Source organism: Nocardiopsis lucentensis DSM 44048 (assembly GCF_000341125.1).
Classification (GTDB): domain Bacteria; phylum Actinomycetota; class Actinomycetes; order Streptosporangiales; family Streptosporangiaceae; genus Nocardiopsis; species Nocardiopsis lucentensis.
Map to the genome: position 1 here is coordinate 1 of NZ_ANBC01000599.1, position 25,608 is coordinate 25,608.

Genomic DNA, 25,608 nt, shown 5'->3' on the forward strand with positions numbered 1-25,608 from the left:
AGGACCCGTTGGACGTGCGGGGCGCACCCGGTCAGGTCCCACGCGGTCACCCAGTAGCGGTCCACGAAGCGGGAGACGGGCGCCGAGGGCGCGTGGCGGTCGAGCCGGAAGCGGGTCAGCCCGGTCTCCGGGTCGAGGATGCCGCGCGCGTCCTGTTCCACGGGCCGTGGTCCCGACCGCCCGGCGCCCGCCGCTCGATCACACATTTTCGAACACCTGTCTGTCGCGTTTGTTCAAGACGGCGCGGGTTCGGCCGAAGCAGACTGGGCGCCACTGACGATTCCGGGGAGAGGGTTCCGCCATGAGTGACATCGCCAAGCGCTACGACCGGCTGTCCACCGCGTTCGCCGCCGCCGTCGCGGCCGTTCCCGAGGACGGATGGGCGGCCCCCACCCCCTGTCCGGGCTGGACCGCGCGCGACCTCGTCCGCCACGTCGTGGACACCCAGGGCATGTTCCTCGGCCTGGTGGGCCGCGAACTCGGGGACATCCCCTCGGTGGACGACGGCCCGTCCGCCGCGTGGGAGGCCGCCCGGACGGTGGTCCTGCGCGATCTCCACGATCCCGAGCGCGCCGCCGCCGAGTTCGACGGACTCTTCGGCAGGAGCACGTTCGCCGAGGCGGTCGACCGCTTCCTGGGGTTCGACCTCGTGGTCCACCGCTGGGACCTGTGCCGTGCGACGGGACAGGACGAGCGCATCGCACCGGAGGATGCGAGCTGGGCGCGCGAGACCGCCGCCGCGTTCGGTCCGAACCTGCGTCGCGAGGGCGTGTGCGGCCCCGAACTGACCCCGCCGGAGGACGCCGACGAACAGACCCGCCTGCTCGCCCACCTCGGCCGCCGCGCCTGGTAACCGCCGGGCGCCACGGTCAGGCGTCCGTCTCGCGGGGCGCGGCGCCGACCTTGGTCATGCCGACCAGCAGACGCAGGATCATGAGCACCGAGGCGGCCAGCAGCGCCCAGGCCGCGATGTTGAGCACCTGGGCGCGCGCGGGCAGCTCGGCCCACACCACGTCGGGGCCCTCGGTGACGTTGAACAGCCCCACCGACATCAACCCGGTGGCGAAGGTCAGGGCCGTGAGCACCGCGCGCTGGGTCACTGCCCGGAGCAGTGCGCGGTCGGCGGGGTGGGCGAACGGGCGCACCCGGACGGTGAACCTGCCCTTGTGCAGCTGGTCGGTGACCCGGTCCAGTCTCCGGGGCAGGCGCCGGAGCGTGGGGATGAGCGCGGCCAGCTCCGCCATCGCGGCGTCGCGGACGTTCTGACCGGTCAGGGCATCGGTCATCCGCTCCTCCGCGAACCTGCGCGCCTCGGTGATCGTGTCGAACCCCGGGGAGAGGTGCACCAGCGTGCCCTCCAGCGTCGCCAGGGCCCGGAACACCGCCGCCATCTCGGGCGGCAGCGAGAGGCCGAACCGGGTGACGATGAGCATCAGCTCGGTGAACATGCGCATGCTGGCGGTCGCGCCGCCCTGCAGGTACCGCGCCATGAACTGGCCCAGGGCCCGGCGCAGGCGTTCCTCGTCCGCTCCGGAGGAGTCGTCCACCACGTCGAGCAGGGTGTCGGTGAGCAGGACCGCGTCGGTGCGGTCGACGGCCAGGACCATCATCCGCAGTGCCTCGCGGGTCTGGCCGTCCAGACGGCCCACGGATCCGTAGTCCAGCAGCCCCACGCCGCCGTCGTCGAGCAGCAGGATGTTGCCGGGGTGCGGGTCGGCGTGGAAGATGCCGCTGAGCATCACCTGCTCCAGCAGGCAGTCCAGCAGCACGCGGGCGAGGTGGCCGCCGTCGGTCCCGCTGAGGTCGGCGCCGCCCAGGGGTGTGCCGTGCAGGCGTTCCATGACCAGGACCCGGCGCGTGGTGTAGGCCTCGTGCACGGTGGGGATGCGCACCGGAGAGCCGGCGGTGGCCTCGGAGACGGCGGCGATGTTGGTCGCCTCCACCTTGAAGTCCAGTTCCTCCAGCAGCGCCTCGGCGAACCCCTCCGCCAGGTCCACCACCCCGATGGCCGGGCCCCAGTCGGTCCCCCGCTGGAACCTGCGCGCCAGCCGCCGGATGATGTCGAGGTCGCGGTGGACGACCGGCCCCACGCCGGGGCGCTGGACCTTGACCACCACCTCCTCCCCGTCCGCCAGCCGGGCCAGGTGGGCCTGGGCGATGGAGGCGGCGGCGAGCGGTTCGGCGGAGAAGTCCGCGAAGACCTCGTCCAGGGGGCGGCCCAGTGAACCCTCGACACACGCGCGGATCTGCTCGAACGGTACGGGCGCGACCTCGCTGTGCAGGCGGCCCAGTTCCTCGACGAACACCGGGGGCAGCAGGTCGCGGCGGGTGGCCATCACCTGCCCGAGCTTGACGAACACCACCCCGGCCTCCTCCATGGACCGGGCGAGGGAGCGGGCGAGGCGGCGCTGGGTGGAGGCGTCCTCCCCGCCGTCGCGGGGGCGGGTGACGTACCCCCACAGCCCGTGTCTGGCCAGGATCCACACGATCCGGCGGTAGCGGCCGATCCGTTTGGACCAGAGCACGACCGCGCGTGCGGCGGCCACCGGACGCAGTCGCGTGCCCTGCGGCAGGGCGAGTTCGAGGGCGACGAAGACGAGCAGCGCCGCGGCCGCCGTGGACAGCGCCATCAGGGCGATGAAGCCCGGCCCCACGGGCTCCTGGTAGGGGTCGAAGTCCGGTGAGTCGGGCACGGTGCCGAAGTAGAGGAGCACGCCGGCGATGCTGCCGAGCACCATGCCGACCGCTCCGGCGAACACGAGTCGTGGCGCGTTGAAGGGAACGCCCATCATCCGGCTCGCCAGGACGCCCAGTCCCAGCAGCAGGAGGACGAAGAGGACCGGCGAGACGATCTGCCCGAACCACGCCGCGCCGTCCGCGACCGCCGAGCCCAGCAGGGCGGCCGACGCGTGTGCGGGAAGCTCCTGGAGGCGGCTGAACATGACCACGGGCCCTTCCGGGGCGTCATGACGGGCGCGCCCTTCCGTGGGCACGCACGTCAGCGGAGAGGTGACAACGGTGTGGCGCCGTGGATCCCGGGATGGCGAGTGCTGGAGGCGGGGACGCCCGACACCGAGTCTGCCACTTTCCGGTCCTTCGCGGGCGATCACGTCCACAGCCTGTGGACAACCCCCCGCGATCCCCGAACACGTGCCCACCCGGTCCCGACGGTGAGCGGGGCGCGCCCCGAGGGAGCGCGCCCCGCCGTGTCGACCGTCGGCCGATCCGTCGGCCGACGCCCCGATCGTCAGTCGATCAGCAGGTCAGCTCCCACGAGCACTCCAGCTCGCCGCTGCCCTGCCGCTGGACGGACCCCCTCTGGGAGAAGGTCGTCACCGGAGCCTCGTGGCCCAGGTACTCGGCGATCCGGATCGCGATCCCGTCCTGCACGTGGTACGGCGCCCAGCCCGAGTGACCGTTGTTGATCACGCTGAACACCAGGTCGCGCCCGTCGGGTCCGGTGACGTACCCGGACAGGGCGCTGACCCCGGACATCGTGCCGGTCTTGGCCTGGACGACGCCGTCCGCGGCCGTGCCGCCCATCCGGTTGGTGAGCGTGCCGCCCACCCACGGGTCGGGGTCGCCCGCCACCGGGATCGCCGCCCGCCACGTGTCGAACCAGGAGGCGTCCCGCACCCGCGTGTACAGGTCGGTGACGGCGTCGGCGGTGACCCGGTCGGTCCGGGACAGGCCGGAGCCGTCGTTGAGGACGAGGTCGCCGGTGTTCACGCCGAGCCCGGCCACGGCCTCCTCGACGCCGACCAGACCGGCCGGCCACGAACCCTCGTCGGCGACCTCGCGGCCGATGCTCTTCACGAGCATCTCCGTGTGCCCGTTGTTGCTGAACTTCAGCAGCGGGACCAGCAGTTCGCCCAGCTGGTCGGACTCGTGGTCGGCGAGCACCTCGGCGTCCGACCCGTCCTGCGGGGTCTCGCCCAGGGTCACGTCACCCCGGACCCGGACCCCGTGCCGCTCCAGCGACTCCCGGAAGACGTGCCCGGCGAAGGCCGCGGGCTCGTCGACCGTGCGCAGCCGCACCACCGGCTGGGCGTCCTCGGGCAGCGAACCGGTCACGGTGATGGTGTTGGTGCCCGTGGGGCGGTCGATGACGACGGAGCCGCTCTCCCCGGCCGCCACGGTGACGGCCTGGTTGTCCAGCTCCATGTAGCCCTCGGCCGCGCCCAGGTCCACGTCGACCGCCTCACCCTCCCCCGCCGGGGTGACCACGACCTCCGTGACTCCGGTGTCGAGACGTTCCCCGTGGGCGACGGTCAGCGCGGAGATCTGCGCGTTGTAGGCGTACGGCTCGTCCGAGGGCCACCAGTCGTTCACCAGGCGCTCGTCGTCGAACCAGGTGTCGTCGGCGACCAGGTCACCGCGCACGGTCCTGACCCCGGAGTCGGCGACCTCCTGTGCCATCGCGTCCAGGTCGTCCGCGGTCAGCGAGGGGTCGCCGCCGCCGACCAGGAACAGGTCCGAGACGGAGGAGCCGCCCCGGCCGATCCGCTCCTCGACCATGACGTCCGTCGTGAACGTGTGGCCGGTGCCCAGGATCTCCAGCCCGGCGGCGGTGGTGAACAGCTTCATGTTGGAGGCCGGCAACAGGGGCGCGCCGCCGTCGCGTGCGTAGAGCCGCTCGCCGGTCTCCGGGTCGACGACGACCACACCGTTGGTCGCGCCCTCCAGGGCGGGGTCCTCCAGCAGGGCGTCGATGTCGGCGCGCAGGTCCGCGAGACGCTCCTGCCCGTCGACGGAGTCGGCGAGCGCGGACGAGGCGGTGAACGGCGCGAAGGCGACCAGGGGGATGGCCGCCATCGCGGCCGCGGCCATCCGTGTCCCGCGGCCGGAGCCGCGGACGCGACCACGTGTGGGGCGTGGATCGCTGGGGGTTTCGAGGGTCATGGATGTCCTCTACGAGATCATCGATCGGTACGGCGCCACGGGAATGGCGCCACGAACGTAGCCGACGGTGTCCCCGTCGGTCCACGGACTCGCCCGGGGAGGCGGGACGAGAGGGGCCCGCCGCCGCGGACGCCCTCGGAAAGACCCGCCACCGACCAGACGCGCCCACCGGTCCGATGCCGGAGGCGACGGTTTCGTTCACACCGCCGTCCCCCGTTCTCGACACCGCCCCGTGACGACGAGTCGCCCCGAGACGACGAGCGGCGGGCCGGGCGGCCGCGGCGCGGGATCGCGCCGGCCACCCGGCCCGCCGGGGTCCGAGGAAGCAGAGGTCAGATCAGCTCGACCACCTCCGAGTAGTGGCAGGCGTCGCGGTGGCCGGACCCTCGTTCCTCCAGTTCCGGGGGCTCCTCCACACAGCGGATCCGCTCCTCGTCGGAGAGTTCGTTCGCGAACTTCGGGCACCGCGTCCGGAACCGGCAACCCGACGGCGGATCGGCCGGGCTGGGGACGTCACCGGTCACGATGATCCGCTCCCGGGTGCGCTCCTTGACCGGGTCCGGCAGGGGAATGGCGGAGATGAGCGCCTGCGTGTAGGGATGCGCGGGAGCCCCGAACAGCTGGTCGGTGGTACCGGTCTCCACGATCCGGCCGAGGTACATCACGGCCACCCGGTCGGCGATGTGCCTGACCACCGACAGGTCGTGCGAGACGAACAGGTAGGACAGGCCCAGCTCCTCCTGGAGGTCCTCCAGCAGGTTGATCACCCCGGCCTGGATGGACACGTCCAGGGCCGAGACCGGCTCGTCCAGGACCAGCACCCGGGGGTTGAGCGACAGGGCGCGCGCGACACCGATGCGCTGGCGCTGGCCGCCGGAGAACTCGTGCGGGTACCGGGACCCGTGTTCCGGGTCGAGCCCCACCAGTTCGAGCAGCTCGCCGACGCGCCGCCGGGCCGAGCCGTTGCCCTCGCGGTGGATGCGCAGCGGCTCGGCGATGATGTCCGCCACCGTCATGCGCGGGTCCAGCGAGGCGAACGGGTCCTGGAAGACCAGCTGGAGGTCGCGCCGCAGCGGACGCATCTGGCGCGGGGTGAGCGCGTGCAGGGGCTGGCCCTGGTAGTGCACCTCCCCCGACGTCCGCTGGATCAGCTGCAACAGCAGCCGGGCGGTGGTCGACTTACCGCACCCGGACTCACCGACCAGGGCCAGCGTCTCCCTCTCACGCAGTTCCAGAGAGATCCCGGAGACCGCCTGTACCTCGCCGATCTTCCGCCTGAGCAGGCCCTTCGACCGGATGGGGAAGTTCTTCACCAGGTCGGTGACGGTGAGGATGGGTTCATCGCCCGCGAGATCGGGCGCCGCCTCCTCCCCGGCCCCGCCCCCGCCGACGGACTCCACCGTGTCGCTCTCCCCGGACACCTCCTCCCCGGGGCTGAACAGGTCCGCGGGGCTGGACTCGCCCAGGTCGGCGCTGAAATGGCACGCGGCGGAGTGCGTCGCGGGGTGGGCCACGGCGGTGGAGACGCGCTCGCCGTGCTCGTCGACCCCCAGCAGGAGCGGCTCCTCCTCGTGGCACAGCTGCCGCGCCATGGGGCAGCGCGGCGCGAAGGAGCACCCGGCAGGCATGGCGTTGAGGGACGGCGGCGTCCCGGTGATCGGGGTCAGGCGCTCGCTCCGGTCCGCGTCCAGCCGTGGCAGGGAGCCCAGCAGGCCGAGGGCGTAGGGCATCCGCGGCCGGTAGAACACCTCCTCCACGGGGCCCGACTCCACGATGCGGCCGCCGTACATCACGGCGACCCGGTCGACGTTCCCGGCCACCACGCCCAGGTCGTGGGTGATGAGCACGAGCGCCGCGCCGGTCTCCCGCCGCGCCGCGTTCAGCGCCTCCAGGACCTGGGCCTGGACGGTGACGTCCAGCGCGGTGGTCGGCTCGTCGGCGATGATGACGTCGGGCTCGTTGGCCATCGCGATCGCGATCACCACGCGCTGGCGCATGCCGCCCGACAGTTCGTGCGGGTACTGCCTCAGCCGCTGCTCCGGGTGGGGGATGCCCACCAGCTCCAGCAGCGCCAGCGCGCGTTCCATCGCCTTGGCCTTGCTGACGTTACGGTGCGCGAGCACGGCCTCGGCGATCTGGTAGCCGACGGTGTAGACGGGGTTGAGCGAGGTCAGCGGGTCCTGGAAGATCATCGCGATCTTCTCGCCGCGCACCTTGCTGATCTGCGCGTCCGTCAGCCCGACGATCTGCTGTCCCAGCAACCGCGCCGAACCGCTCACACGCGCGTTGCGGGGCAGCAGGCCCATGATCGCCATGGACGTCACCGACTTGCCCGACCCGGACTCGCCGACGATCCCCAGCGCCTCCCCCGCGCGCAGCACGTAGGAGACCTCGCGCACCGCCCGCAGCGGCCCGTCGTCGGACTCGAAGGTCACGCTGAGGTCGTCGACCTCCAGCACCACGTCGTCGCGGTCCACGGTGCCTTCCCTCTCCCTGTTCGTCGCGTCGGTCGCGGTCATCGGCGCTCCATGGTCTGTCGCGGGTCCAGGGCGTCGCGGAGCCCGTCACCGATGAAGTTGATCGTCAGACAGATGATCACCAGCAGGACACCCGGCGGGTAGAAGAGCCAGGGGCGGGTGGAGGCGGCCGTGCGGGCGTCGCCGATCATCTGGCCGAGGGAGATGTCGGGGAGTTGGATACCGAAGCTGAGGAAGGACATCCCCGCCTCCAACAGGATCGCCACGGCCACCAGGAGGGTGGCGGCGACGATGATCGGCCCGGCCGCGTTGGGCAGCAGGTGCCGGACGATGATCCAGCCCGGCGACGCGCCCGCCGCCCTGGCGGCCTCCACGAACTCCTGCTCCCGCAGGGACAGCACCACGCCGCGGACGACACGGGCGATCTGCGCCCAGGAGAACGCGGCGATGATGAGCGCCACCGCCCACCACGTGGTGCCCCCGCGCACGCTTCCGGCGATCGCGGCGACCATGACCAGGAGCGGGACGATCATGAACACGTCGACGACCCGCATCATCAGGGAGTCCACCCGACCGCCGTAGTACCCGGCCGTGGCGCCCCACAGGGAGCCGACCACCGTGCCGAGGACCGACACGGTGAACGCCACCTTGAGGGTCTGCTGGGCGCCGCGCATGAGCTGGCCGAGCACGTCGTTCCCGGCGGTGGTGGTGCCGAGCGGGTGGTCGGCGTTGGGCGGCACGCTGGGCGGGACCTCCCGGTGGACGAGGTGGTCCCAGGTCCAGAGGTAGGGGCCGACGAAGGCGAAGAGGACGATGACGATCAGCAGCGCCAGGCTGATCATGGCGGGCCGGTGCCGGAGGAACCGCCGCGTGATCATCTGCAGCTGGGTGCGTTCGACGCCGCCCACCCCGTCGGCGGCGGTCTTCCGGACCGTGTCCGGCGCCCTGTTCTCACTCATAGCGGATCCTCGGGTCGAGCACGCCGTACAGCAGGTCGGCGATGAGGTTGGCCAGGATGACGGTGGTGCCGCTGAGCATCAGCCACGCCATGAGCGCGAAGGAGTCGTTGGCCGTCACCGCCTGGATGAAGAACTCGCCGAGTCCCCTCCATTGGAAGACCCGCTCGGTCAGAACGGTGCCGTCGATGATGGCCGCCATGCCGACGGCCACGACCGTCGTCAGGGGGATGAGAGCGGTGCGCAGGGCGTGCCGCCGGACGACGACGCGGTTGGGCAGTCCCTTGGCGCGCGCCAGGCGCACGTAGTCGCTGTTGAGCACCTCCAGCATGGAGGTGCGCTGGTACCGGCTCCACGACGCGAAGCTGGTCAGCATGAGCACGATGGTCGGCAGCGTCATGTACGCGAGGGCGTTGGTGAAGCGGCCCCACGGGGACAGCCCCTGCGCCTGGTAGGTGCCGTCGCCGACCGTGGCGAAGAACTGGGTGCCGACGAGTTCGTTGAACGAGACCCCGGCCTGCTGGACGATCCCGGCGAACCAGAAGGTCGGCATGGCCAGGGCGAGGAACCCGACGAAGGTGAGGGTGTAGTCGAGCTTGGAGTACTGCCGCATGGCGCTGACCACGCCGGTCAGGATGGCCAGGCCGAGCGCGAAGACCATGGCCGCGCCCACGAGCCGCAGGGTGACCCCGAGGCGCTCGGCGATGTTCGCGCCGATGTCGTAGGTGGCGCTCTGGGTGGAGGGGCCGAACTTCCCCTGGAGCAGGCCGATGTCGCCGTTGCCGCCGACGCCGGTCATCCAGAGCCAGTAGCGCTCGGGCATGGACCGGTCGAGGTAGAGGCGTTCCGACTGGAGCTGGATGACCTCCGGGTCCGGGGGCGGCTGCATGACGCGCAGGTCGGCCAGGGGGTCGCCGGAGAGGTCGATGAGGACGAAGGTGAGGACGGACGCCAGGAGGAGGACGGGTATCGCGCCCAGCACGCGCCGCACCGTGTAAACGAGCATGGTGTGTGATCCTTCAGGGTGGACGAGGACCGGCCCGGGCAGGGGAGGGTGTCCCGTGCCCGGGCCCGGAGACCTGGACCGAGTTACTCGGCCAGGGCCCACTCACCGATGTTGTAGGTGGCGCGGAGACTGGTGTTGAGGTTGTCCTCGATGTTGGTGACCCGGTCGTTCACGAAGAAGTACTGCGGGTCGGCCAGGAGCGGGAGGACGTAGGCCTCCTCCACGAGGATCTCCATGGCCTGGTTGGCGTACTCGGCCGCCTCGTCCCGGTTGGGCGCCGAGCCCGTGGCCTCCGCCAGCTCGTCGATCTCCTCGTTGGAGAGGCCGCCGAAGTTGCTGCCGCTCTCGCTGTGCCAGAACTGCTCGGGGTTGCTGGTGAAGTAGGGGAAGCCGCTCCAGCCGAACTCGACGATGTCGTAGTCCTGGCCGCCGAGCATCTCGCCGAGGTTGTCGGTCATCTCGATGGTGGTCTCGACGCCGATCTCGGCCAGGTGCGCCTGGATCAGCTGGACGGAGTTGTTGCGGATGACGGTGTCGGTGGTGCGCAGACGGAACGGTCCGACCTGCTCGCCGTCGAGCATGAGGGTGTCGCCGTCGAGCTCGTACCCGGCCTCCTCGAGGATCTCCAGAGCGGCGTCGGTGTCGCCGCTGCCCTGGCCGGAGGGGGTGATGTGGTCGACGTAGTACTCGCTGTCGCTGCCGAACATGTGGTTGTTCTTCAGCTCGTACTCGGGGTAGGCCTCGCCGTAGGTGCGGCTGGCGATGTCGTCCCGGTCGATCGCGGTGAAGATGGCGCGGCGCAGCTCGACGTCCTGGAGCCACTCGTTCTCGGTGTTGAAGTCGATGTGCTCCCAGATGTTGCCCTCACCGATGGTGACGGTGGCGTTCGGGGCGCCCTCCAGCTGGGTGACGACGTCCGTGCTGAACTGGGCGGGGTTGGCGCCGTCGAACTCGCCGTTGTTGAAGGCGTTGACGAAGGTGCCCTCGTCGGTGTTGAACGGCATGATGATGCGGTCGAGCTGGACCGGGTCGCCCCACCACTCGGGGTTGGGCTCCTTGACGACCTGGTTCTCCAGGTCGCCCTCGACGATCATCCACGGGCCGCCGGACCACTCGGTGCGGGCCTCGTGCAGCCAGGTGAAGAACTCGCCGAGCTGGTCGGGGTCGTCGACGTCCCAGCCGTTCTCCTCCGCCAGGTGGGACGGGTAGAAGCCACCGCCGGCGCTGGTGGAGTCGAACAGGCTCATCCACTCGGGGTCGGAGAGCCCCTCCTCCAGGGTGATGGTGATGGTCTTGCCGTCGACCTCCATCGTGTCGATCATGTCGGCGTTGGTGGTGCCCCGGGAGTCGCACGTGGTGCAGTAGCCCTCGTCGGGGGAGGCGTACATCATCGCGGTGACGCGCAGGTCCTCACCGGTCATCGGCGTTCCGTCGCTCCACACGGCGTCCTCGGCGAGCGTGAAGCTGTACTGGAACGGGCCCTCGTCGAGGTCGTCGTTGATGACCACGGGCTCCTCGGCGAGGATGTCCAGGTCGTACTCATAGCTGCCGTCGGGCTGGAAGACCCCGGTGTGCGGGACCACTCCGGAGAGCATCTGGACCGTGTAGACACTGCCGCCCGCGCCGCTGATACTCGCCCACGCGGCCGGGAGGCTGTTGATCACCCAGGTGATCTCCCTGTCCCCCTCCGCTGGACCGCTTCCGCCACCGGAACAGGCCGTCAACACCATCATCGCGGAGGCGCCCGCCGCGGCCAGCGCGAGCGTTTTCCTTCGTTCGTGCATCAGTTACACCCTTGATCGCTAATACGAGCCGAACACGCAGCGTCGGAACACATGACGCATACCCCGCCGAAGTTAGGCGATTAGTCGTTCAGAAGACCATTAGGCGAAATGTCTGTATAGCCCCAATGCCGGATTCGTGACCCATCCGCAACCCGTTCGCTGCCGTCGCCGAGCGTGGCCGACACGGGATCTCAATACGCCGGCAACACACCGCGAAACACCACAATTTCGCAGGTCATAACCCTTCCAGCGAAGTTACCCAGCGAAGTCGGATTCGGACATGCCGAAAATGCGCGAAGACTCCCAAGGGATGACCATCGAAATCGAGCCCAAGGTCAACAGTGTTTATCCACGCGAGTGACCTACACCCACCCACACACCAAAGCGGACACAGGGTATTAAACCACTCAAATAATGCGATAAATTCCCGCCGCAGAGCGCATCGCCCACCAGCGACGACAGGGGAAGGACAAGGGTCCTTTCATCGGAAGGTCCGATGATAATCGGACTAATCAATAGAAACAGAACAACAAGCATCAACAGTCACAGATGAGTAGCCGACGCCGTGAAGTGGGGTGTCCGAAACCGCCGTCCGCAGGGGCGGGGAGCCGATAGGCTGCGATCGGCGACCGCCGTCACCCCGTGCAGTACCCAGCGAGAGAGGCATCTGCCGTGTCCGAAACCGTCCGCCTGGTCTGCCCCGCGGGCCGCAAGCACGTGGAGTTGACGGCCGGTTACCTCCTGGTGGCGTTGGCCGTCGTCGCCGTGGTCGTCGAACCCGGGCACTGGGCCACCGTCACCCTCGGGATCCTCCTCGCCCTGATGGGCGTCGCGCTGGCCGTCCACGGCCACCTCATCAAGGTGCCCGTCCTGGAGGTCTCCGACGACGAGTTCCGCTACACGCGGGGCCGGTACACCGTGAGCGTGCCGTTCCAGGACATCGGTTCGTACCACGTGCTCCCCGGACGGATCCGCTCCCTGGCCCTGTACGACACCTCCGGTCGGCCCAAGCGCTTCCCGTCGCTGCGCAGCCGCCGCACCGCCCGCACGCACCTCCCGCTGACCGGGATGACCAGGCCCGCCAAGGTCGAGGCCTTCATGGCGGTCGCCGGTATCCCGCCCCGCGAGCGCTCCCTGACCTCCTGAGCGGACCCACCGAGAGCGGTCACCGTCCGCGCGGTGACGCGCGAACCGTGACCCCTCCAGGCACAGACGACCGCACCGCACCACACACCTCACGGACATACCGCCTCAAGGACGCGTGATCTACCCTCGGTGGGGTGAAGCAGTCCAGAATCACCGCCATCCTGACCGTAGCGGGGATGCTCGCGACCATGTGGGTCTTCGAGATCCTCGACAGCTTCCTGTTCAGCGGAGGGCTCGACCGGGAGTTCGGGCTGCGCGCCTGGACGTTCTCCGAGCCCTGGACCGTGCTCACCGCACCGTTCATGCACGGCAACCTCGCGCACCTCATCGGGAACTCGCTGCCGTTCCTGGTCCTGGGATCCCTGGTCGCCTTCAGCGGCCTGGGCAGGTTCCTCCTGACCACCCTGATCGTGGCCCTGGTGAGCGGGATCGGCGTGTGGCTGTTCAGCCAGCCCCTCTCCCTCACCGTCGGCGCCAGCGGACTCGTCTTCGGCTACTTCGGCTACACCGTCCTGCGCGGTGTCATCGAGCGCAAGACCATCGACATCGTGATCATGATCTGCGTGGTCCTCTTCTACGGGACGATGATCTGGGGGGTCCTGCCCCAACACCCCGGCGTCTCGTGGCAGGCCCACCTGTTCGGGTTCGTCGGCGGCCTGCTCGCCGCCTACCTGCTCCCCCGGCGGGAACGCCGTAACCAGGCCGACCAGTGGAAGCCCGGAGCCCAGGGCGGCTACCACGCGCCCTGAACCGCACGGGCCGCACGCACGCGTACGGGCCGCCTCCCCCTCTTGGGTTCTAGTGGTGGTTGCAACACCCCGGTTCAAGGGGTGCCATGCACTTTCAGATCCGCGAGGACCGAACACAACGGGGCCCGAGGAAGCTCTCCGCTGAGCGAGCGGCATACTTGCAGCTCATGCAGCAGGGCTACAGCAACGCCGAAGCCTGCCGGCTCGTCGGTATCGATAAACGCACCGGCAGGAAGTGGCGCAACGGACGCCGCGCTGACGGCCGCACCAAGGCGGCACCACCCATCCACAAGGTGGTGCCGCCCGCGGGTCCATCCCGCTACCTGTGTGAGGCCGAACGCATCCGGATCGCCGACCTACATCGCGAGGGCAAGTCCGCGCGAGCGATCGCCGCCGAGTTGGGGCGAGACCACTCCACGATCAGCCGGGAGATCCGCCGTAACGGCACCGTGGATCCGCGCGGCAAACGGCACTACCGCCCCCACGCCGCCCAAACTCGCGCCGATGCCCGCCGACCACGCCCCAGACCCACCAAGATCGCTCTGAATCCCGAACCGCGCGCCAAGGTCCAGGATCTGTTGGACGAGCGGTGGAGCCCTGAGCAGGTCAGTCGTAGGCTCAAGCGGGACTTTCCCGACCGGCCGGAGCTGCACGTGTGCCACGAGACGATCTACCAGGCCCTCTACGTCCAGGGCCGTGGTGAGCTGCGCCGGGAGTTGGCCGGAGCGCTGCGCTCGGGCCGCGCCCGGCGCGCAAACCCCGCCGCCAGGCCCAGCAGCGCCAGCCCCGCTTCGCCGCTCCGATGGTCATGAAGCCAGCGCCCGCCGGAGGTCGCTGACCGGGCGGTGCCCGGCCACTGGGAAGGCGACCTGATCATCGGCTCCGGCGGTAACTCGGCGATCGGCACCCTGGTGGAGCGTTCGACCCGGTACGTGATGCTCCTGCACCTGCCCCACGGGCGCACGGCCGAGCGGGTGCGTGAGGCGTTGACCACCACGGTCCAGACCCTGCCCCGGCATCTGGCACGGTCGGTGACCTGGGACCAAGGACCGGAGATGGCCGCGCACGGGGCGTTCACCACCGCCACCGACATCCCGGTCTACTTCTGCGACCCGGCCAGCCCCTGGCAGCGCGGATCCAACGAGAACACCAACGGATTGTTGCGTCAGTACTTCCCCAAGGGCACGGACTTGTCGGTGCACTCCGCCGAGCATCTGGAGGCGGTGGCCGTGCAGCTCAACGGTCGTCCACGCAAGACGCTCGACTGGGATACCCCAGCCGAGCGTCTCGCTAAGCTGCTTCAAGCGAGCAACTGACCTCCGGTGTTGCAACGATCCCTAGAATCCGCCCCTCGGGGAGACGGCCCGTACGCGTTTCCTACGGCCTCGTCGCCTCGGCACGGGGCCCGGGGATCCGGGAGTCGGCTAGAACTCCAGGCCCTCCGCGTCGTCGCCCAGGGTGCGCTCCAGGAACTCGGGGTTCTCGGAGAGCCAGACGCGGGCGCCCTCCTGCGGGTCGTCCTCGTACTCGTCGAGGGTCAGGGACTCCAGGGAGCCCAGCTCCTCGTCGGACAGCGTGAACTCGCTCAGCCAGGAGGCGGCGTTCGGGTAGTCCTCGGCGAAGCCGCCGCGACCGACCGCGTGGATGGTCTCGGCACCGCCCATCATGCCCTCGGGGTCCTCGAGGTCCTTGAGGTCGTACTGGGCGTAGGCGATGTGCGGACGCCACAGGGTGACGACGATCGGCTCCTCGGCCTGGTAGGCGGAGTCCAGCTCGGCGAGCATGGCGCCGGTGGAGGACTCGACCAGCTCCAGGTCGTCCCCCAGGCAGTAACCCGGGATGGCGTGCTCCTTGGTGGTGCGCACCAGGCCGGAGCCGGACTCGATGCCGACGATCTGGCCGCCCAGCTCGTCCGCGTGCTCGCGCAGGTCGGCGATGGTGTTGACGTCCTCCATGTAGGAGGGGACCGTCAGGGTCAGACGGGCGTTGTCGTACCAGTAGCCGAGGTTCTCCAGATCGCTCCCGTAGTCCGCCCAGTAGTCCGCGTGGGTCTGCGGCAGCCAGGTGTCGAGGAACAGGTCGACGTCGCCGTTGGCGGCGCCCTGGTACATGGGGGCGACGTCGAGCTCGGTGATGGTGACGTCGTAGCCCTTCTCCCCCAGGAGCACCTCCCACAGGGCGGTGGCGGCGATGCCCTCCTCCCACGGGATCAGCGCGATGTTGATCTCGTCGGCGTCCTCACCGGACTCCGGGATGTCGACCACCGGGATGTCGGCCTCCTCGACGACCGGCGCCTCCGCGCCCGGTTCACAGGCGCCCGCCGCCTGGTCGTCGCCGTCACCCTCTGTCAGGTCCTGTCCGCCGCCGCCACAGGCGGTCAGCAGGAGTGCGCTGCCCAGGCCCAGGGCCGTGAGCGATGCCAGACGCGCGTTCATACGTGTTCTTCCTTCCCTCGATACTTCTCGTCGGTCCCTCACGAGCGCGCGCGCTCGGCGCGTGCCTGCGGGGTGTTGTGCGTGACCGCGGCCGTCAGGCGGTCGAGGAAGATCGCCAGGACGACCACGGCGACACCGGCTTCGAACCCCAGAGCACCGTCGTTGCGGGAGATGCCCTGGTAAACCTGGTTCCCCAGGCCGCCCGCGCCGACCATGCCCGCGATGACGACCATGGAGAGGCTGAGCATGATGACCTGGTTGACACCGGCCATGATCGTGGGGAGGGCGAGCGGGACCTGGATCCCGGTCAGGATCTTGTGGCTGGGAGCGCCGAAGGACTCACCGGCCTCCACCAGCTCCTTGTCGACCTGGCGGATGCCCAGCTCCGTGAGGCGGACACCGGGCGGCATGGCGAAGACGACGGTCGCGACCACACCGGGGACCGCCCCGATCGAGAAGAAGAAGATCGCCGGGATGAGGTAGACGAAGGCGGGCATCGTCTGCATCAGGTCGAGGACCGGCTTGACGATCTTGCTGACCGTGCCGTTGTAGGCCGACAGGATGCCGATCGGGATCGCGATGAGCACCGCGATGAGGCTGGCGATGAGCACCAGTCCGAGGGTGTCCATGGCGTTGGTCCACTGGTCGACGGACGCGACCACGAACAGCGCCACCAGGGCGAACACACCCATCTTCCAGCCCGCCACGGAGAGCGCGAGCAGGCTGAGCAGCAGGAGCATGAGCAGGGCACGCGGCTCGGTGACCACGATCGGCAGGAGGAACCAGCCGAGCAGGACCGCCGCGAGCCAGCCGCCGGCCACCACCGCGGTGCGTGCCCGGGCCCCCTTGTCCATCGTCCCGAGCACCGTCACGGAGATCAGGAACAGCAGGGAGACCACGAAGTACCCGTCGGCGTACTCACCGGTCACGTCGATCAGCCACAGGACCGGCGCGGGCGGGAGGACCCTGTTGATGAACAGGTCACCGACCCCGAACTGGGCCTGGAGGATGTACAGGAGTGAGACAACGCCGATGATCGCCATCAGGGGGGTTCGGCGGGTCCGCAGCAGCGGCACCGCGATGATGGCGGCGGCGATGAAGGCCAGCTGACCGGCCGCGGGTTCGGCGAAGAAGGCGGAGAGAGCCTCCACCGCCCACCTGATGAACTCGCCGAGGGCGTCGAAGAACCAGCCGAAGTTGCTCTTGAGCCACTCGTTGAGGGTCTCGAAGCCCACGCCGAGGGGGATGTTCGGCGGGAAGTCGACGGGAGTCACGCGTTCTCCTTCCCGGCGGCGAGGGCGGCGAGCACGGAGCCGCGCGACACCGTCCCGAGCGCCCGGCCGTCGTCACCGACCACGCGGAGGTGGTCGGAGGTGGTCATGCTGCCGTACAGGTCCGCGATGGGGGTGTCCGCCGCCACCTCGGGGAGGGACGCGTCGTCGGGCGCGTCGGGGTCGATCGCCTCGGTGGCGGTGAGGACCCGGGTGCGGTCGACGTCCTCGATGAAGCGCTCGACGTAGTCGTTGGCCGGAGCGCTGAGGATCTCCTGGGCGGTGCCGACCTGAGCGACGCGGCCGTCGCGCAGGACGCAGATCCGGTCACCGAGGCGCATGGCCTCGTTGAGGTCGTGCGTGATGAAGATGATCGTCTTGCCCAGGCTCTCCTGGAGCTCGAGGAGCTGGGTCTGCATGTCGCGGCGAATCAGCGGGTCCAGGGCGCTGAACGCCTCGTCCATGAGGATGATGTCGGTGTCGGCGGTGAGGGCGCGGGCCAGGCCCACGCGCTGCTGCATACCGCCGGAGAGCTGGTGGGGGAGCTTGTCCTCCCAGCCGCCGAGGCCGACCAGTTCGAGGGTCTCCTGGGCCTTCCGGTCGCGCTCGGCGCGGGGAACGCCGCGCAGTTCGAGGCCGTAGGCGGCGTTCTCGCGGACCGTGCGGTGCGGAAGAAGCGCGAAGTGCTGGAAGACCATGCTGATCTTCTCTCCGCGCAGCTTCAGGAGAGCCTTCTTGTTGAGGGCGGAGATGTTGACGCCGTCGACCTCGACGGTGCCCGAGGTGGGCTCCAGGAGGCCGTTGAGCATGCGGATCAGGGTGGACTTCCCCGACCCGGACAGGCCCATGACGACGAAGATCTCGCCGGGCTTGACCTCGAACGAGACGTCGATGACGGCCGCGGTCACGTCGAGGTCGGCGATGGTGTCACGGTGGCTGCCGTCGGAGAGCCGCTCGACCGCGGCCCCTGCCTGCCTGCCGAACACCTTGTACAGGTTGTCTGCGCGTACTGCTGACACGGTCTCCTCTGCGGGGCTGTTCCACCGCGAGCCCCGACAAGGCGCATCGCCCCTTCGCCACCCGCGGTTACCTCAGGCGGCGGGTCGGCGCAGAGCCCCCGCGTGCGCACCCCGAGGACCGGGGCGAGACCGCCACCTGGTGTCACGTCGGAGCGCCACCCTACCGAGATGTACACCGGCGGTTTAGTTGAAATGTCACCAGCAAATAACAGGTTTAACCTGGGTAAAAGTGGTCCGCCGACCTGTAGCGGTGGTTCCAGGCACCACAAGAGGGCCGAGTGTGATCTACGCCACACACCATTTCACGGTGATATGGGTCACATCGGCAAATCGGGCGCACTCGCCCACGGAACGTGTCCAACCCTGACCATACCGTCAACATCCTCCGCGCGGGTGGCCGCATCCGGTCAGTCGGACTCGACCGGGATCGGGGTGCGGCTGAAGTTCTGGTGCGAGCGCGAGGGCGTCGGACCGCGCTGGCCCTGGTAGCGGGAGCCGTACCGGGCGGAGCCGTAGGGGTGCTCCGCGGCGGAGGAGAGCCGGAACATGCACAGCTGGCCGATCTTCATGCCGGGGTAGAGCTTGATCGGCAGGGTGGCGACGTTGGACAGTTCCAGGGTGACGTGCCCGGAGAAACCGGGGTCGATGAACCCCGCCGTGGAGTGCGTGAGCAGACCGAGGCGGCCGAGGGAACTCTTGCCCTCCAGCCTGCTGGCGATGTCGTCGGGGAGGGAGACGACCTCGTAGGTGGAGGCCAGCACGAACTCGCCCGGGTGGAGGACGAACGCCTCGTCGCCGTCGGTCTCGACCAGCCGGGTGAGGTCCGGCTGCTCGACCGAGGGGTCGATGTGGGGGTACTTGTGGTTCTCGAACACACGGAAGTACCGGTCCAGCCGGACGTCGATGCTGGAGGGTTGGACGAGACCGGGGTCGAAGGGGTCGATCCTGACCCGCCCGGCGTCGATTTCGGACCTGATATCGCGATCGGAGAGCAGCACGCTCCGAACCTACCGCCTGGGAGAACGCGGCGCGGGCGACCTCGCAGGCAACCCCGTCCGGCGGCGAGTTGCCCACGGACCCCGGAGTTGGGCTAGGATAGCGTTCGTTGCCAGCCGGTGATGATCATCGGCGGGACAGCGCGGATGTAGTTCAATGGTAGAACTTCAGCTTCCCAAGCTGATAACGCGGGTTCGATTCCCGTCATCCGCTCCGTTCGAAAGACGGCCCCTGACCTGTGAACATCGTTCGCACACCAGGGGCCGTTCTCGTGTTGGGGGTGCACCAGCGGGTGCACGGGGGTGGACGGAGGGCCACGCCTCAGCGACCTTCCACCCGACAACGCTGGATCATCGGTTGTCGCCCAGGCGATACGAACGTTGAACCAGGGCGCTACGCAACCCGATCCACCTTGATGCCGACGCCCTGCTCGCACACGCTGAGTACGACGACGTGCCCTTCCCGCATGAGGCCGAGATCGTTGAGAAGGCGGTCAGGAGGCGGCACGATCGGTGTCTCCGGGTTCGGCGCCAACCTGGCCGCGGGAAGCGATGTGGAGCTGCGGTCCACCTACACCTTGGCTCCCAAGGAGGAGATCACCGTCAGCAAGGTCATCGACGGTCTGATCCAGCGCCTTGCCGTGACCGTCTTCCCCGACGAGACCCATGCCTTGGGCAAGGATCTCGTGGTCGAGCTGAACGGGCAGACGCGCATCACGGCGGCGAGCCTGGTCGGCAAGATGTTCTACGTCATGCGCATGCTGCTGGACAGCACCGAAGGTGACATCGAGGCGGTCCTCGACATGAGCGCAGAGGACGACGAGGCCTCCCAAGCCCTGAAGCGGGTCTACCTGCGGAACGAGCCGCTGCCGGTCCCGACGGCCGCGCTCACCGCGCCGGGTGCCCGGCCCACCGCTTGGGCGGGTACGAGGTGGTGGGCCACGCCCCCGCCAGCAGGGTCGCCCCCATCACGATGAGCGCGATCGTCACGGGCGTCGCCGGGCCCGGCGACGCCGTATCCCCACGATCACACCGAGCAGCGCCACCGGTACGAGGACGGCGATCAGGACCCCCTTCGTCACGGCCCACTGCCATGAGTAGTCGGTCGTGTAGGCGAACGTCCTGAAGAACCCGCTGGGGCCAAGGCGCACGTCGCCGATGGCGGTCGGCATCGGGTCGCTGCGGCTGAGCCGCACGGCGTCCCTGCTGAGGACCACGTCCTGCCGGATGATGCTGCCGTCACCACTGGTGAACGTCCCCACCAGGGCGCAGCCACCGTTGTTGCACGACCTGTCCACGGGGGTGAACGTGCCTACCGGACCGCTCACCAGGGTCTCCCGGCCGGAGAGGCCCTCCGCGGCCTGGAACAGCCCGGGGAGGGAGGACAGCAGCAGGAGGACGCAGACCAGCACCCCGACGAGGATCCTGCCGGAACCGTTCGCGGACGGGGAGGGAGGGGGCGTCATCACGCGGGAATCCTACTGGCCGTGCCCGACCCGACGTCCGGTGGAGGCCGCCCCACAGGGTCGCAGCGGGTGTGGTGAGTGTCAGTCCTCGTCTCGGTCCTGTCCTCGGGCAGCGGCCCTCAGCTCCTCGTTGATCCGGTGGGCCTCCTCCAACTGGTCCTCCAGGATGATGATCCTGCACGCGGACTCGATGGGTGTGCCCTGGTCCACGAGTTCACGCGCCCGGGCGGCGAGCCTGAGCTGGTAGCGGGAGTAGCGGCGGTGCCCGCCCTCCGAACGCAGGGGCTCGATCAGTTTCGCCTGGCCCAGGGCGCGCAGGAAGGCCGGCGTGGCGCCGATCATCTCCGCGGCGCTGCCCACGGTGTAGGCGGGGTAGTCGTCATCGTCGAACCGGTCACCGGTGTCGGGACGGGACAAGTGCGTGTCTTCCTTCTTGTGAACGCACGTCGAGGGCCCCAACGCCGAACGGCGCTGGGGCCCGAGAGTTCAATACCACCTACCGGCCGCTGCCGGTCTTCCGCTTCCCGAAGTCAAGCCGGTACGGGATCGCGGGGATCGCGGTTGTGTGACCGTGGACCACCCTCTTCCAGAACAGGGCCCTGCGGTACCCGAGCGGGATTCCAGCCTCGCCCGGGCGATCCTGATGGCATCTACTCCTCTCGATCTCACTTCGTGCACTACTTCTTCGACTGCGGCCCTGGCGGCTCGACCGGCGCGGTTGGAGCGTGCGCCGGTCGAGCCCTGCCGCGTCCTTCTTCCTGCCGCGGCCTCCCCCGTACGAGCGGGAGACCGGTCCTGCGGTACTGCTTGACCTTCTGTACTGCTGTCCTACCGGCTCCCGGTGTCTTCAAGCACGTGCACACCGTCGAGCCGTCCTGCTCCACTTCCTGCGCGGTGTCCCCCAAACGGGCGGGACACCGGTACTGCGGTGCTACCGGCCCCCGGCGCCGTACAGCCAAGCGCGCCGGTCGGGCCGTCCTGCTCTCCACCGGCGTATCCGGTGGCCCAGCCGTGGATCTCTTCGGCTACGACAGGAAATGTAGCAGCACGGGGAAGCCATGTCTACTCTCGCCGCTACAGGTTTGCGATGCTTGTCGGGGAAGGCTTCCTGGAGTCCCGAGATCGTTCGGCTGCCGGCCGGCCCGACCTCCAGCGCCCGGGCCGAAGATCCTCCACGGATCCCCTTGGCCCCCGCCCCGCACAAGCGATGGTCCGCACAGGGCAGCCATCCACCGGAGAAGGGCGTTTCCCCACCCGAGGGGCTCAGTAGTAGAGCACGGCCTCGTCCCAGTCCTCCCCCGGCCCGAAGAGGTGTCGCGGTTTGACGAACCTCTGCTCCCCCCGCAGGACGGACTCCGGGACCAGGGTTCCCGGCGGCACCCCGAGCACCCGACTCCGTACCCTCGGGTCCTCGCGCAGGGCCGAGGCGACCTGCGCGCGGGCAGCCGCCTCGTACCGGGGATCCACCTCCAGTTCGACCTCCAGAAGATCCTCCCGGGCGCGCGCCCGCCAGAACAGGACCCCGTGTTCCCCGGGCAGGGAGAACACCGCCCGCTCGATCTGCCCCGGCGTGACCCTCACCCCCGCGACCGCATGGGTCCCAGCGTCGCGCCCGAGCACCTCGACCGTCGGCAGGTGCCACCGGCAGGGGCACTCCTCCTCCGACACCCGGACCCGGTCCTCCAGGTCGTAGCGGACCAGGGGCATGGCCTCGCGGTACAGGGTCGTGATGACCAGGTTCCCCACGCCGGTCCGCGCGCTGCGCCCGGTGTCCGGATCCATGACCTGGGGAATGAAGCGATCGGCCCACAGGTGCAGACGCCCGTGCCCGCACTCTCCCGCCAGGCTCCCGGTCTCGGTGGAACCGTAGTCCTGCATGACCGGAATCCCGCCCCAGGCGCGGCTGATGGCGTTGCGCCGGGCAGCGGTGAGCGGCTCCCCCGCGACCAGGAGCGCGCGTAGCGAAGGGAAGTCACGTCCCGGGTCGAGCCCGGCCGTCCGGGCCGCCGCCGCCCACAGCAGGCACTCGGTGGGCAGGCTCCACGTCACCGTGACGTCCAGGTCGCGCAGCATCCGCACCACCCGGGCGTAGGTGACGACCGCGGAACGGTTGTCCGCGGGCACCACGGTGGCACCACGGCTCCGGCCACCGAGGTGCGCCTGGTGGCCGGTGGTGAGCATGGCGTACGGCGTACGCACCATGAGCGTGTCCGCCGCGTCGATCCCCACGGCGCCGCGGGTGAACCGGTCCGCCACGTCGGCCCAGTCATGGTCGGTGAAGTAGGAGGAGGTGGGGGCTCCGGAGGTGCCGCTGGACTCGTGGTAGGTCGCCAACCGTTCCCGTTCCACCGCCAGCAGTCCGAACGGATAGGCGGCGCGCAGGTCACCCTTTCCGGTCAGCGGGAGCGCACCGAGCTCCTCGACGCTGGCCGGGATGGGAAGGTCCCGGTAGCGGGGAGACCGCGCGGCGAGCTCCATGGCCCGCGGCAGGGCCTTCTCCTGGAGTTCGCGCAACTCCCCGATGCTGTTCCAGTCCCCCAGACGGGGCGGGCTGGTGGGGGTCATGTCCTTGCCTTTCATGGGTCCGACCGGTCAGGGCGCCGGTTCCTCACCGACCAGAAGGCGGGCGTTGGTCCAGGTCACCCGTCTCCAGGCGGGCTCTTCCAAGCCGAGGAGGCGGTACTTGACCAGTTCCACCTCAGGGTGCTGGAGCGGGTACTCACTACCGAAGAGCACCCGTTCCGGCCCCAGGCGGCGCAGGGCCGCCGCGACCACGGCCGAATACCCGCCAGAGGTCTCGAACAGGATGTTGGGCCTCGGTCGGATCGACTCGATGCCGTACAGATCCATGTCGCCCACACCGGCATGACCGAGCACGAAGGTGACGTCGGGTTCACGCGCGGCCAGGTCCACCAGATCCGTCACCCCGAACCCGGCTCTGGCAAGACAGTGCAGGTAGACAGGGTGCCCCAGGTCCTTCGCGACCCCGACGAGCGCGTGGGTGCGGGGGTCGGAGATCCTGACGCCGTGGACGCCCGGCGCCAGTTTGAGACCGCGGAACCCCGCGCCCGCCTCCCGGTAGGCGTCCGGGCCGCTGTGGGGGTTGGCGAAGAAGAACGGGACCAGGCGCCCGCCCGAGCGTTCACAACCGGCGAGCACGGCGTCGTTGTCGACGTCCTCGGTACTGCCGCCGCCCTCGATGATCTGGCGGGACAGCCGGAGTGGGTCGATCGTGCCGCCGGCGACGACGACGGCCCGGTCGATGCCGCATCCGTCCATCGTGGTCAGGAGGCGGTCCGTGGCCTCCGCTCCCGGGGCGAGGTGGGCGTGGGCGTCGAAGACACGAGTGTCCACCGGTCACCGACCTTCCGTGAGGGAGGACATGTCGATGACGAACCGGTATCTGACGTCCTTGGCCACGGTGCGCTCGAAGGCGGTCCCGACGTCCTGGACACGGATCGTCTCGACGTCGGCCGTGATCCCGTGTTCGGCGCAGAAGTCGAGGGTCTCCTGGGTCTCGGCGATCCCACCGATGAGGGAAGCGGTGATCGACCGCCGGGGCATGGCCAGGAGGGCGCCCACGACGGGAGGTGTCGGTTCCAGTGACCCCAGCAGGACGTAGCTGCCGTCGCGCCGGAGCAGAGGGAGGAACGGGTTGATGTCGTGGGGTGTGCCGATGGTGCTCAGCAGCAGGTCGAACCCGTCGGCGAGGTCGTCGAGCGCCCCCTCCTCCGTGGTGACGACAGCGCGGGAGGCGCCAAGCGCCAGAGCGTCCCGGGCCTTGGCCGGTGTCGTGGTGAACGCGACCGTGTGCGCGCCCATCGCCGAGGCGATGCGGATACCGAGGTGGCCGAGCCCGCCCACGCCGATGATCCCCACCCTGCTCCCGGAACCCACGCCGTGGTGGCGAAGCGGCGAGTGGACGGTGACCCCGGCGCACAGCAGGGGCGCCGCCGCGGCCGGGGCCAGCCCGTCGGGCAGGCTCAGGACGAACGCCTCGTCGACCACGATGGCCCCCGAGTAGCCGCCCATCGTGGTCCGGCCTGTGTCCGGGTCCCTGCCGTTGCAGGTGAGGATCGGCCCGGTGCGGCAGTACTGCTCCAGCCCCTCCTCACACGATCGGCACCTTCCGCAGGAGCCCACCATGCACCCGACACCGACCAGGTCACCGACGGCGAACCGACCCGTGCCGCCGCCGGTGGCGCGCACCCGTCCGACGATCTCGTGTCCGGGGACGACGGGGTACTCGGTGCTGTCCCAGTCGTCGTGCACTTGGTGGATGTCGGTGTGGCAGATCCCGCAGAAGAGAATGTCGATCACGACGTCGCGTGGACCAGGGTCACGGCGTTCGAGTTCCAGGGGTTCCAGGGGCAGGCCCCTGCCTCTGGAACCCCATCCGATGGTTCGAATCATGGTCGTCCTTCGGGTGTCAGTTGCGGAAGACGCTCTTGCTGCGCATGAGGAACTCGGCGAGATAGCCGTCGTGCGGAGATCCCGGCTCCGTCCAGTGCGTCGGGTGGTCCCCGACGTAGACGTTGCTGATGCTGGGCTCGGCGACCAGCCGGTCCACGAGGTCCTCGTCCTCGGACACGACGGTGAGCGCCAGGGTGTCCCGCAGCGGAGCGATCCCGTCCTCGGGGGACCAGGGGGCCACCCAGACGCAGGGGAAGGGCAGCTCGATACGGGTCTGCGGGGCGTCACCGCGGGCCACCTGGTGGACGGCGGGGTACAGCACGGAGCTGCCGTCTCCGAGGGGCCGCGCGATCCCGTCGGGTGCGTGCCAGGGGACGGCTCCGTCCGCGCACGCGACCAGGTGGCGTTCGAACGCGCGGGCGGTCTCCTCCGGTTGGACGGGAAGGACCGCGTCGCCGTGCTCCGGAGGCAGTTCCGCCAGCCGGCCCAGACGCGCCGCGAGCGCCTCGGCGACCGGCGCCGGGTCGCCGTCGACGAACACGGCTGTGGCGTTCACACACGCCACACCGGCCTGGTGGACGATCGAGTCGACGATCATGTCCAGGTGGTCCCGCCAGTCCTCCCCGGTGAGCAGGATCTTGGAACGGCCCGGCCCTTGGGGAAGGACGTTCGGATCGCCCCGGTGGCGGTCGACGACCTCGTCCCCTCCGTAGACCATCGCGAGGTCGGCCTCGCGGACGAGTTCGTCGGCGACGTCGTGTTCCGTGGGCAGGAGCACGACCTGGTCCCCGGAGAACCCGGACTCACGCAGCGCGGTCACGAGACGGTGGGGGGTGAAGGGCTCACGGCGGGAGGGCCGGACCGCCACGCGGTAACCGAGCGCGAGGGCCTCCAGCCACTGGGCCTGCACGCCCGGATGGTTGCCTGGGGCGTGGACGGCGAGGACCTCGCCGCGGCGGGTCCAGACGGCCCTCCCCCTCCGGGTCAGC

General features: G+C 69.7%; 20 protein-coding genes, 1 tRNA gene and 1 pseudogene. 6 read left to right on the plus strand and 16 right to left on the minus strand.

Annotation, left to right across the window (positions count from 1 at the left end; genetic code table 11):
• Nucleotides 1-301 precede the first annotated feature (301 nt).
• Entirely contained in the window at nt 302-853 is a 552-nt protein-coding gene (locus D471_RS0121225; RefSeq protein ID WP_017600485.1) for a TIGR03086 family metal-binding protein, read from the plus strand.
• A 16-nt stretch (nt 854-869) separates the two neighbouring features.
• Here the strand turns inward: D471_RS0121225 and D471_RS0121230 are convergent, their stop codons facing one another.
• The 6 genes from D471_RS0121230 to D471_RS0121255 form a co-directional block, all read right to left on the minus strand.
• On the minus strand, nt 870-2,942 hold the full coding sequence (locus D471_RS0121230; protein WP_051059235.1) for an ABC1 kinase family protein: 2,073 nt from the start codon (nt 2,940-2,942) through the stop codon (nt 870-872).
• Nucleotides 2,943-3,255: 313 nt separating this feature from the next.
• Nucleotides 3,256-4,902 carry a D-alanyl-D-alanine carboxypeptidase/D-alanyl-D-alanine endopeptidase gene (gene dacB / locus D471_RS0121235; protein WP_026127939.1) on the minus strand — a complete coding sequence of 549 codons (1,647 nt, stop codon included), beginning with the start codon at nt 4,900-4,902 and terminating at the stop codon, nt 3,256-3,258.
• A gap of 332 nt (nt 4,903-5,234) precedes the next feature.
• Nucleotides 5,235-7,421 (minus strand): ABC transporter ATP-binding protein, encoded by a 2,187-nt coding sequence (locus D471_RS0121240; protein WP_017600488.1) that lies wholly within the window; start codon nt 7,419-7,421, stop codon nt 5,235-5,237.
• Nucleotides 7,418-8,338 carry an ABC transporter permease gene (locus D471_RS0121245; RefSeq protein WP_017600489.1) on the minus strand — a complete coding sequence of 307 codons (921 nt, stop codon included), beginning with the start codon at nt 8,336-8,338 and terminating at the stop codon, nt 7,418-7,420. The genes D471_RS0121240 and D471_RS0121245 overlap by 4 nt, the downstream gene beginning before the upstream one ends.
• Nucleotides 8,331-9,341, minus strand: coding sequence for an ABC transporter permease (locus tag D471_RS0121250; protein ID WP_017600490.1), 1,011 nt, complete (start codon nt 9,339-9,341; stop codon nt 8,331-8,333). Before D471_RS0121250 ends, D471_RS0121245 begins: the two co-directional genes overlap by 8 nt.
• An 83-nt stretch (nt 9,342-9,424) precedes the next feature.
• Entirely contained in the window at nt 9,425-11,125 is a 1,701-nt protein-coding gene (locus tag D471_RS0121255; RefSeq protein WP_026127940.1) for an ABC transporter family substrate-binding protein, read from the minus strand.
• A 672-nt stretch (nt 11,126-11,797) separates the two neighbouring features.
• Here D471_RS0121255 and D471_RS0121260 point away from each other — a divergent pair.
• From D471_RS0121260 to D471_RS35450, 3 genes and pseudogenes are all read left to right on the plus strand, one after another.
• A complete protein-coding gene (locus D471_RS0121260) occupies nt 11,798-12,271 on the plus strand; it encodes a hypothetical protein (protein ID WP_017600492.1) in 474 nt (157 codons plus the stop codon).
• 134 nt (nt 12,272-12,405) lie between these two features.
• Entirely contained in the window at nt 12,406-13,020 is a 615-nt protein-coding gene (locus D471_RS0121265; RefSeq protein ID WP_017600493.1) for a rhomboid family intramembrane serine protease, read from the plus strand.
• A gap of 86 nt (nt 13,021-13,106) precedes the next feature.
• Nucleotides 13,107-14,336 (plus strand): annotated as a pseudogene (locus tag D471_RS35450) (IS30 family transposase).
• A gap of 108 nt (nt 14,337-14,444) precedes the next feature.
• Here D471_RS35450 and D471_RS0121275 read toward each other — a convergent pair.
• The 4 genes from D471_RS0121275 to dcd form a co-directional block, all read right to left on the minus strand.
• Nucleotides 14,445-15,455, minus strand: a complete 1,011-nt coding sequence (locus tag D471_RS0121275; RefSeq protein ID WP_017600494.1) for a glycine betaine ABC transporter substrate-binding protein — start codon at nt 15,453-15,455, stop codon at nt 14,445-14,447.
• Between the two features lie 38 nt (nt 15,456-15,493).
• Nucleotides 15,494-16,729, minus strand: coding sequence for an ABC transporter permease (locus tag D471_RS0121280; RefSeq protein WP_017600495.1), 1,236 nt, complete (start codon nt 16,727-16,729; stop codon nt 15,494-15,496).
• Nucleotides 16,726-17,721, minus strand: a complete 996-nt coding sequence (locus D471_RS0121285; RefSeq protein WP_026127941.1) for a quaternary amine ABC transporter ATP-binding protein — start codon at nt 17,719-17,721, stop codon at nt 16,726-16,728. The genes D471_RS0121280 and D471_RS0121285 overlap by 4 nt, the downstream gene beginning before the upstream one ends.
• A 431-nt stretch (nt 17,722-18,152) precedes the next feature.
• Complete coding sequence (dcd, locus tag D471_RS0121290) at nt 18,153-18,743, minus strand: dCTP deaminase (RefSeq protein ID WP_017600497.1); 591 nt, start codon at nt 18,741-18,743, stop codon at nt 18,153-18,155.
• A gap of 140 nt (nt 18,744-18,883) precedes the next feature.
• Here dcd and D471_RS0121295 point away from each other — a divergent pair.
• Together D471_RS0121295 and D471_RS0121305 are read left to right on the plus strand one after the other, a co-directional pair.
• Nucleotides 18,884-18,954 (plus strand) — tRNA-Gly (locus D471_RS0121295).
• 253 nt (nt 18,955-19,207) lie between these two features.
• Nucleotides 19,208-19,717 carry a hypothetical protein gene (locus D471_RS0121305; protein WP_152486390.1) on the plus strand — a complete coding sequence of 170 codons (510 nt, stop codon included), beginning with the start codon at nt 19,208-19,210 and terminating at the stop codon, nt 19,715-19,717.
• A 9-nt stretch (nt 19,718-19,726) separates the two neighbouring features.
• On the opposite strand, the gene D471_RS0121310 is transcribed toward D471_RS0121305, so the two are convergent.
• From D471_RS0121310 to D471_RS0121335, 6 genes are all read right to left on the minus strand, one after another.
• The gene (locus tag D471_RS0121310) at nt 19,727-20,206 is read right to left on the minus strand and encodes a hypothetical protein (RefSeq protein WP_017600499.1); all 480 of its coding nucleotides are present in this window, start codon (nt 20,204-20,206) and stop codon (nt 19,727-19,729) included.
• Between the two features lie 81 nt (nt 20,207-20,287).
• On the minus strand, nt 20,288-20,623 hold the full coding sequence (locus tag D471_RS0121315) for a MerR family transcriptional regulator (protein ID WP_017600500.1): 336 nt from the start codon (nt 20,621-20,623) through the stop codon (nt 20,288-20,290).
• An 846-nt stretch (nt 20,624-21,469) separates the two neighbouring features.
• Nucleotides 21,470-22,771: a phenylacetate--CoA ligase family protein gene (locus tag D471_RS0121320; RefSeq protein WP_026127942.1), complete on the minus strand. Its 1,302-nt coding sequence runs from the start codon at nt 22,769-22,771 to the stop codon at nt 21,470-21,472.
• Nucleotides 22,772-22,798: 27 nt separating this feature from the next.
• On the minus strand, nt 22,799-23,560 hold the full coding sequence (locus D471_RS0121325; protein WP_017600502.1) for an amidohydrolase family protein: 762 nt from the start codon (nt 23,558-23,560) through the stop codon (nt 22,799-22,801).
• A gap of 3 nt (nt 23,561-23,563) precedes the next feature.
• On the minus strand, nt 23,564-24,619 hold the full coding sequence (locus tag D471_RS0121330; RefSeq protein WP_017600503.1) for an NAD(P)-dependent alcohol dehydrogenase: 1,056 nt from the start codon (nt 24,617-24,619) through the stop codon (nt 23,564-23,566).
• Nucleotides 24,620-24,635: 16 nt separating this feature from the next.
• Nucleotides 24,636-25,608, minus strand: a 973-nt coding sequence (locus tag D471_RS0121335) for an aldehyde dehydrogenase family protein (RefSeq protein ID WP_017600504.1), incomplete at its 5' end; no start/stop codon positions are given.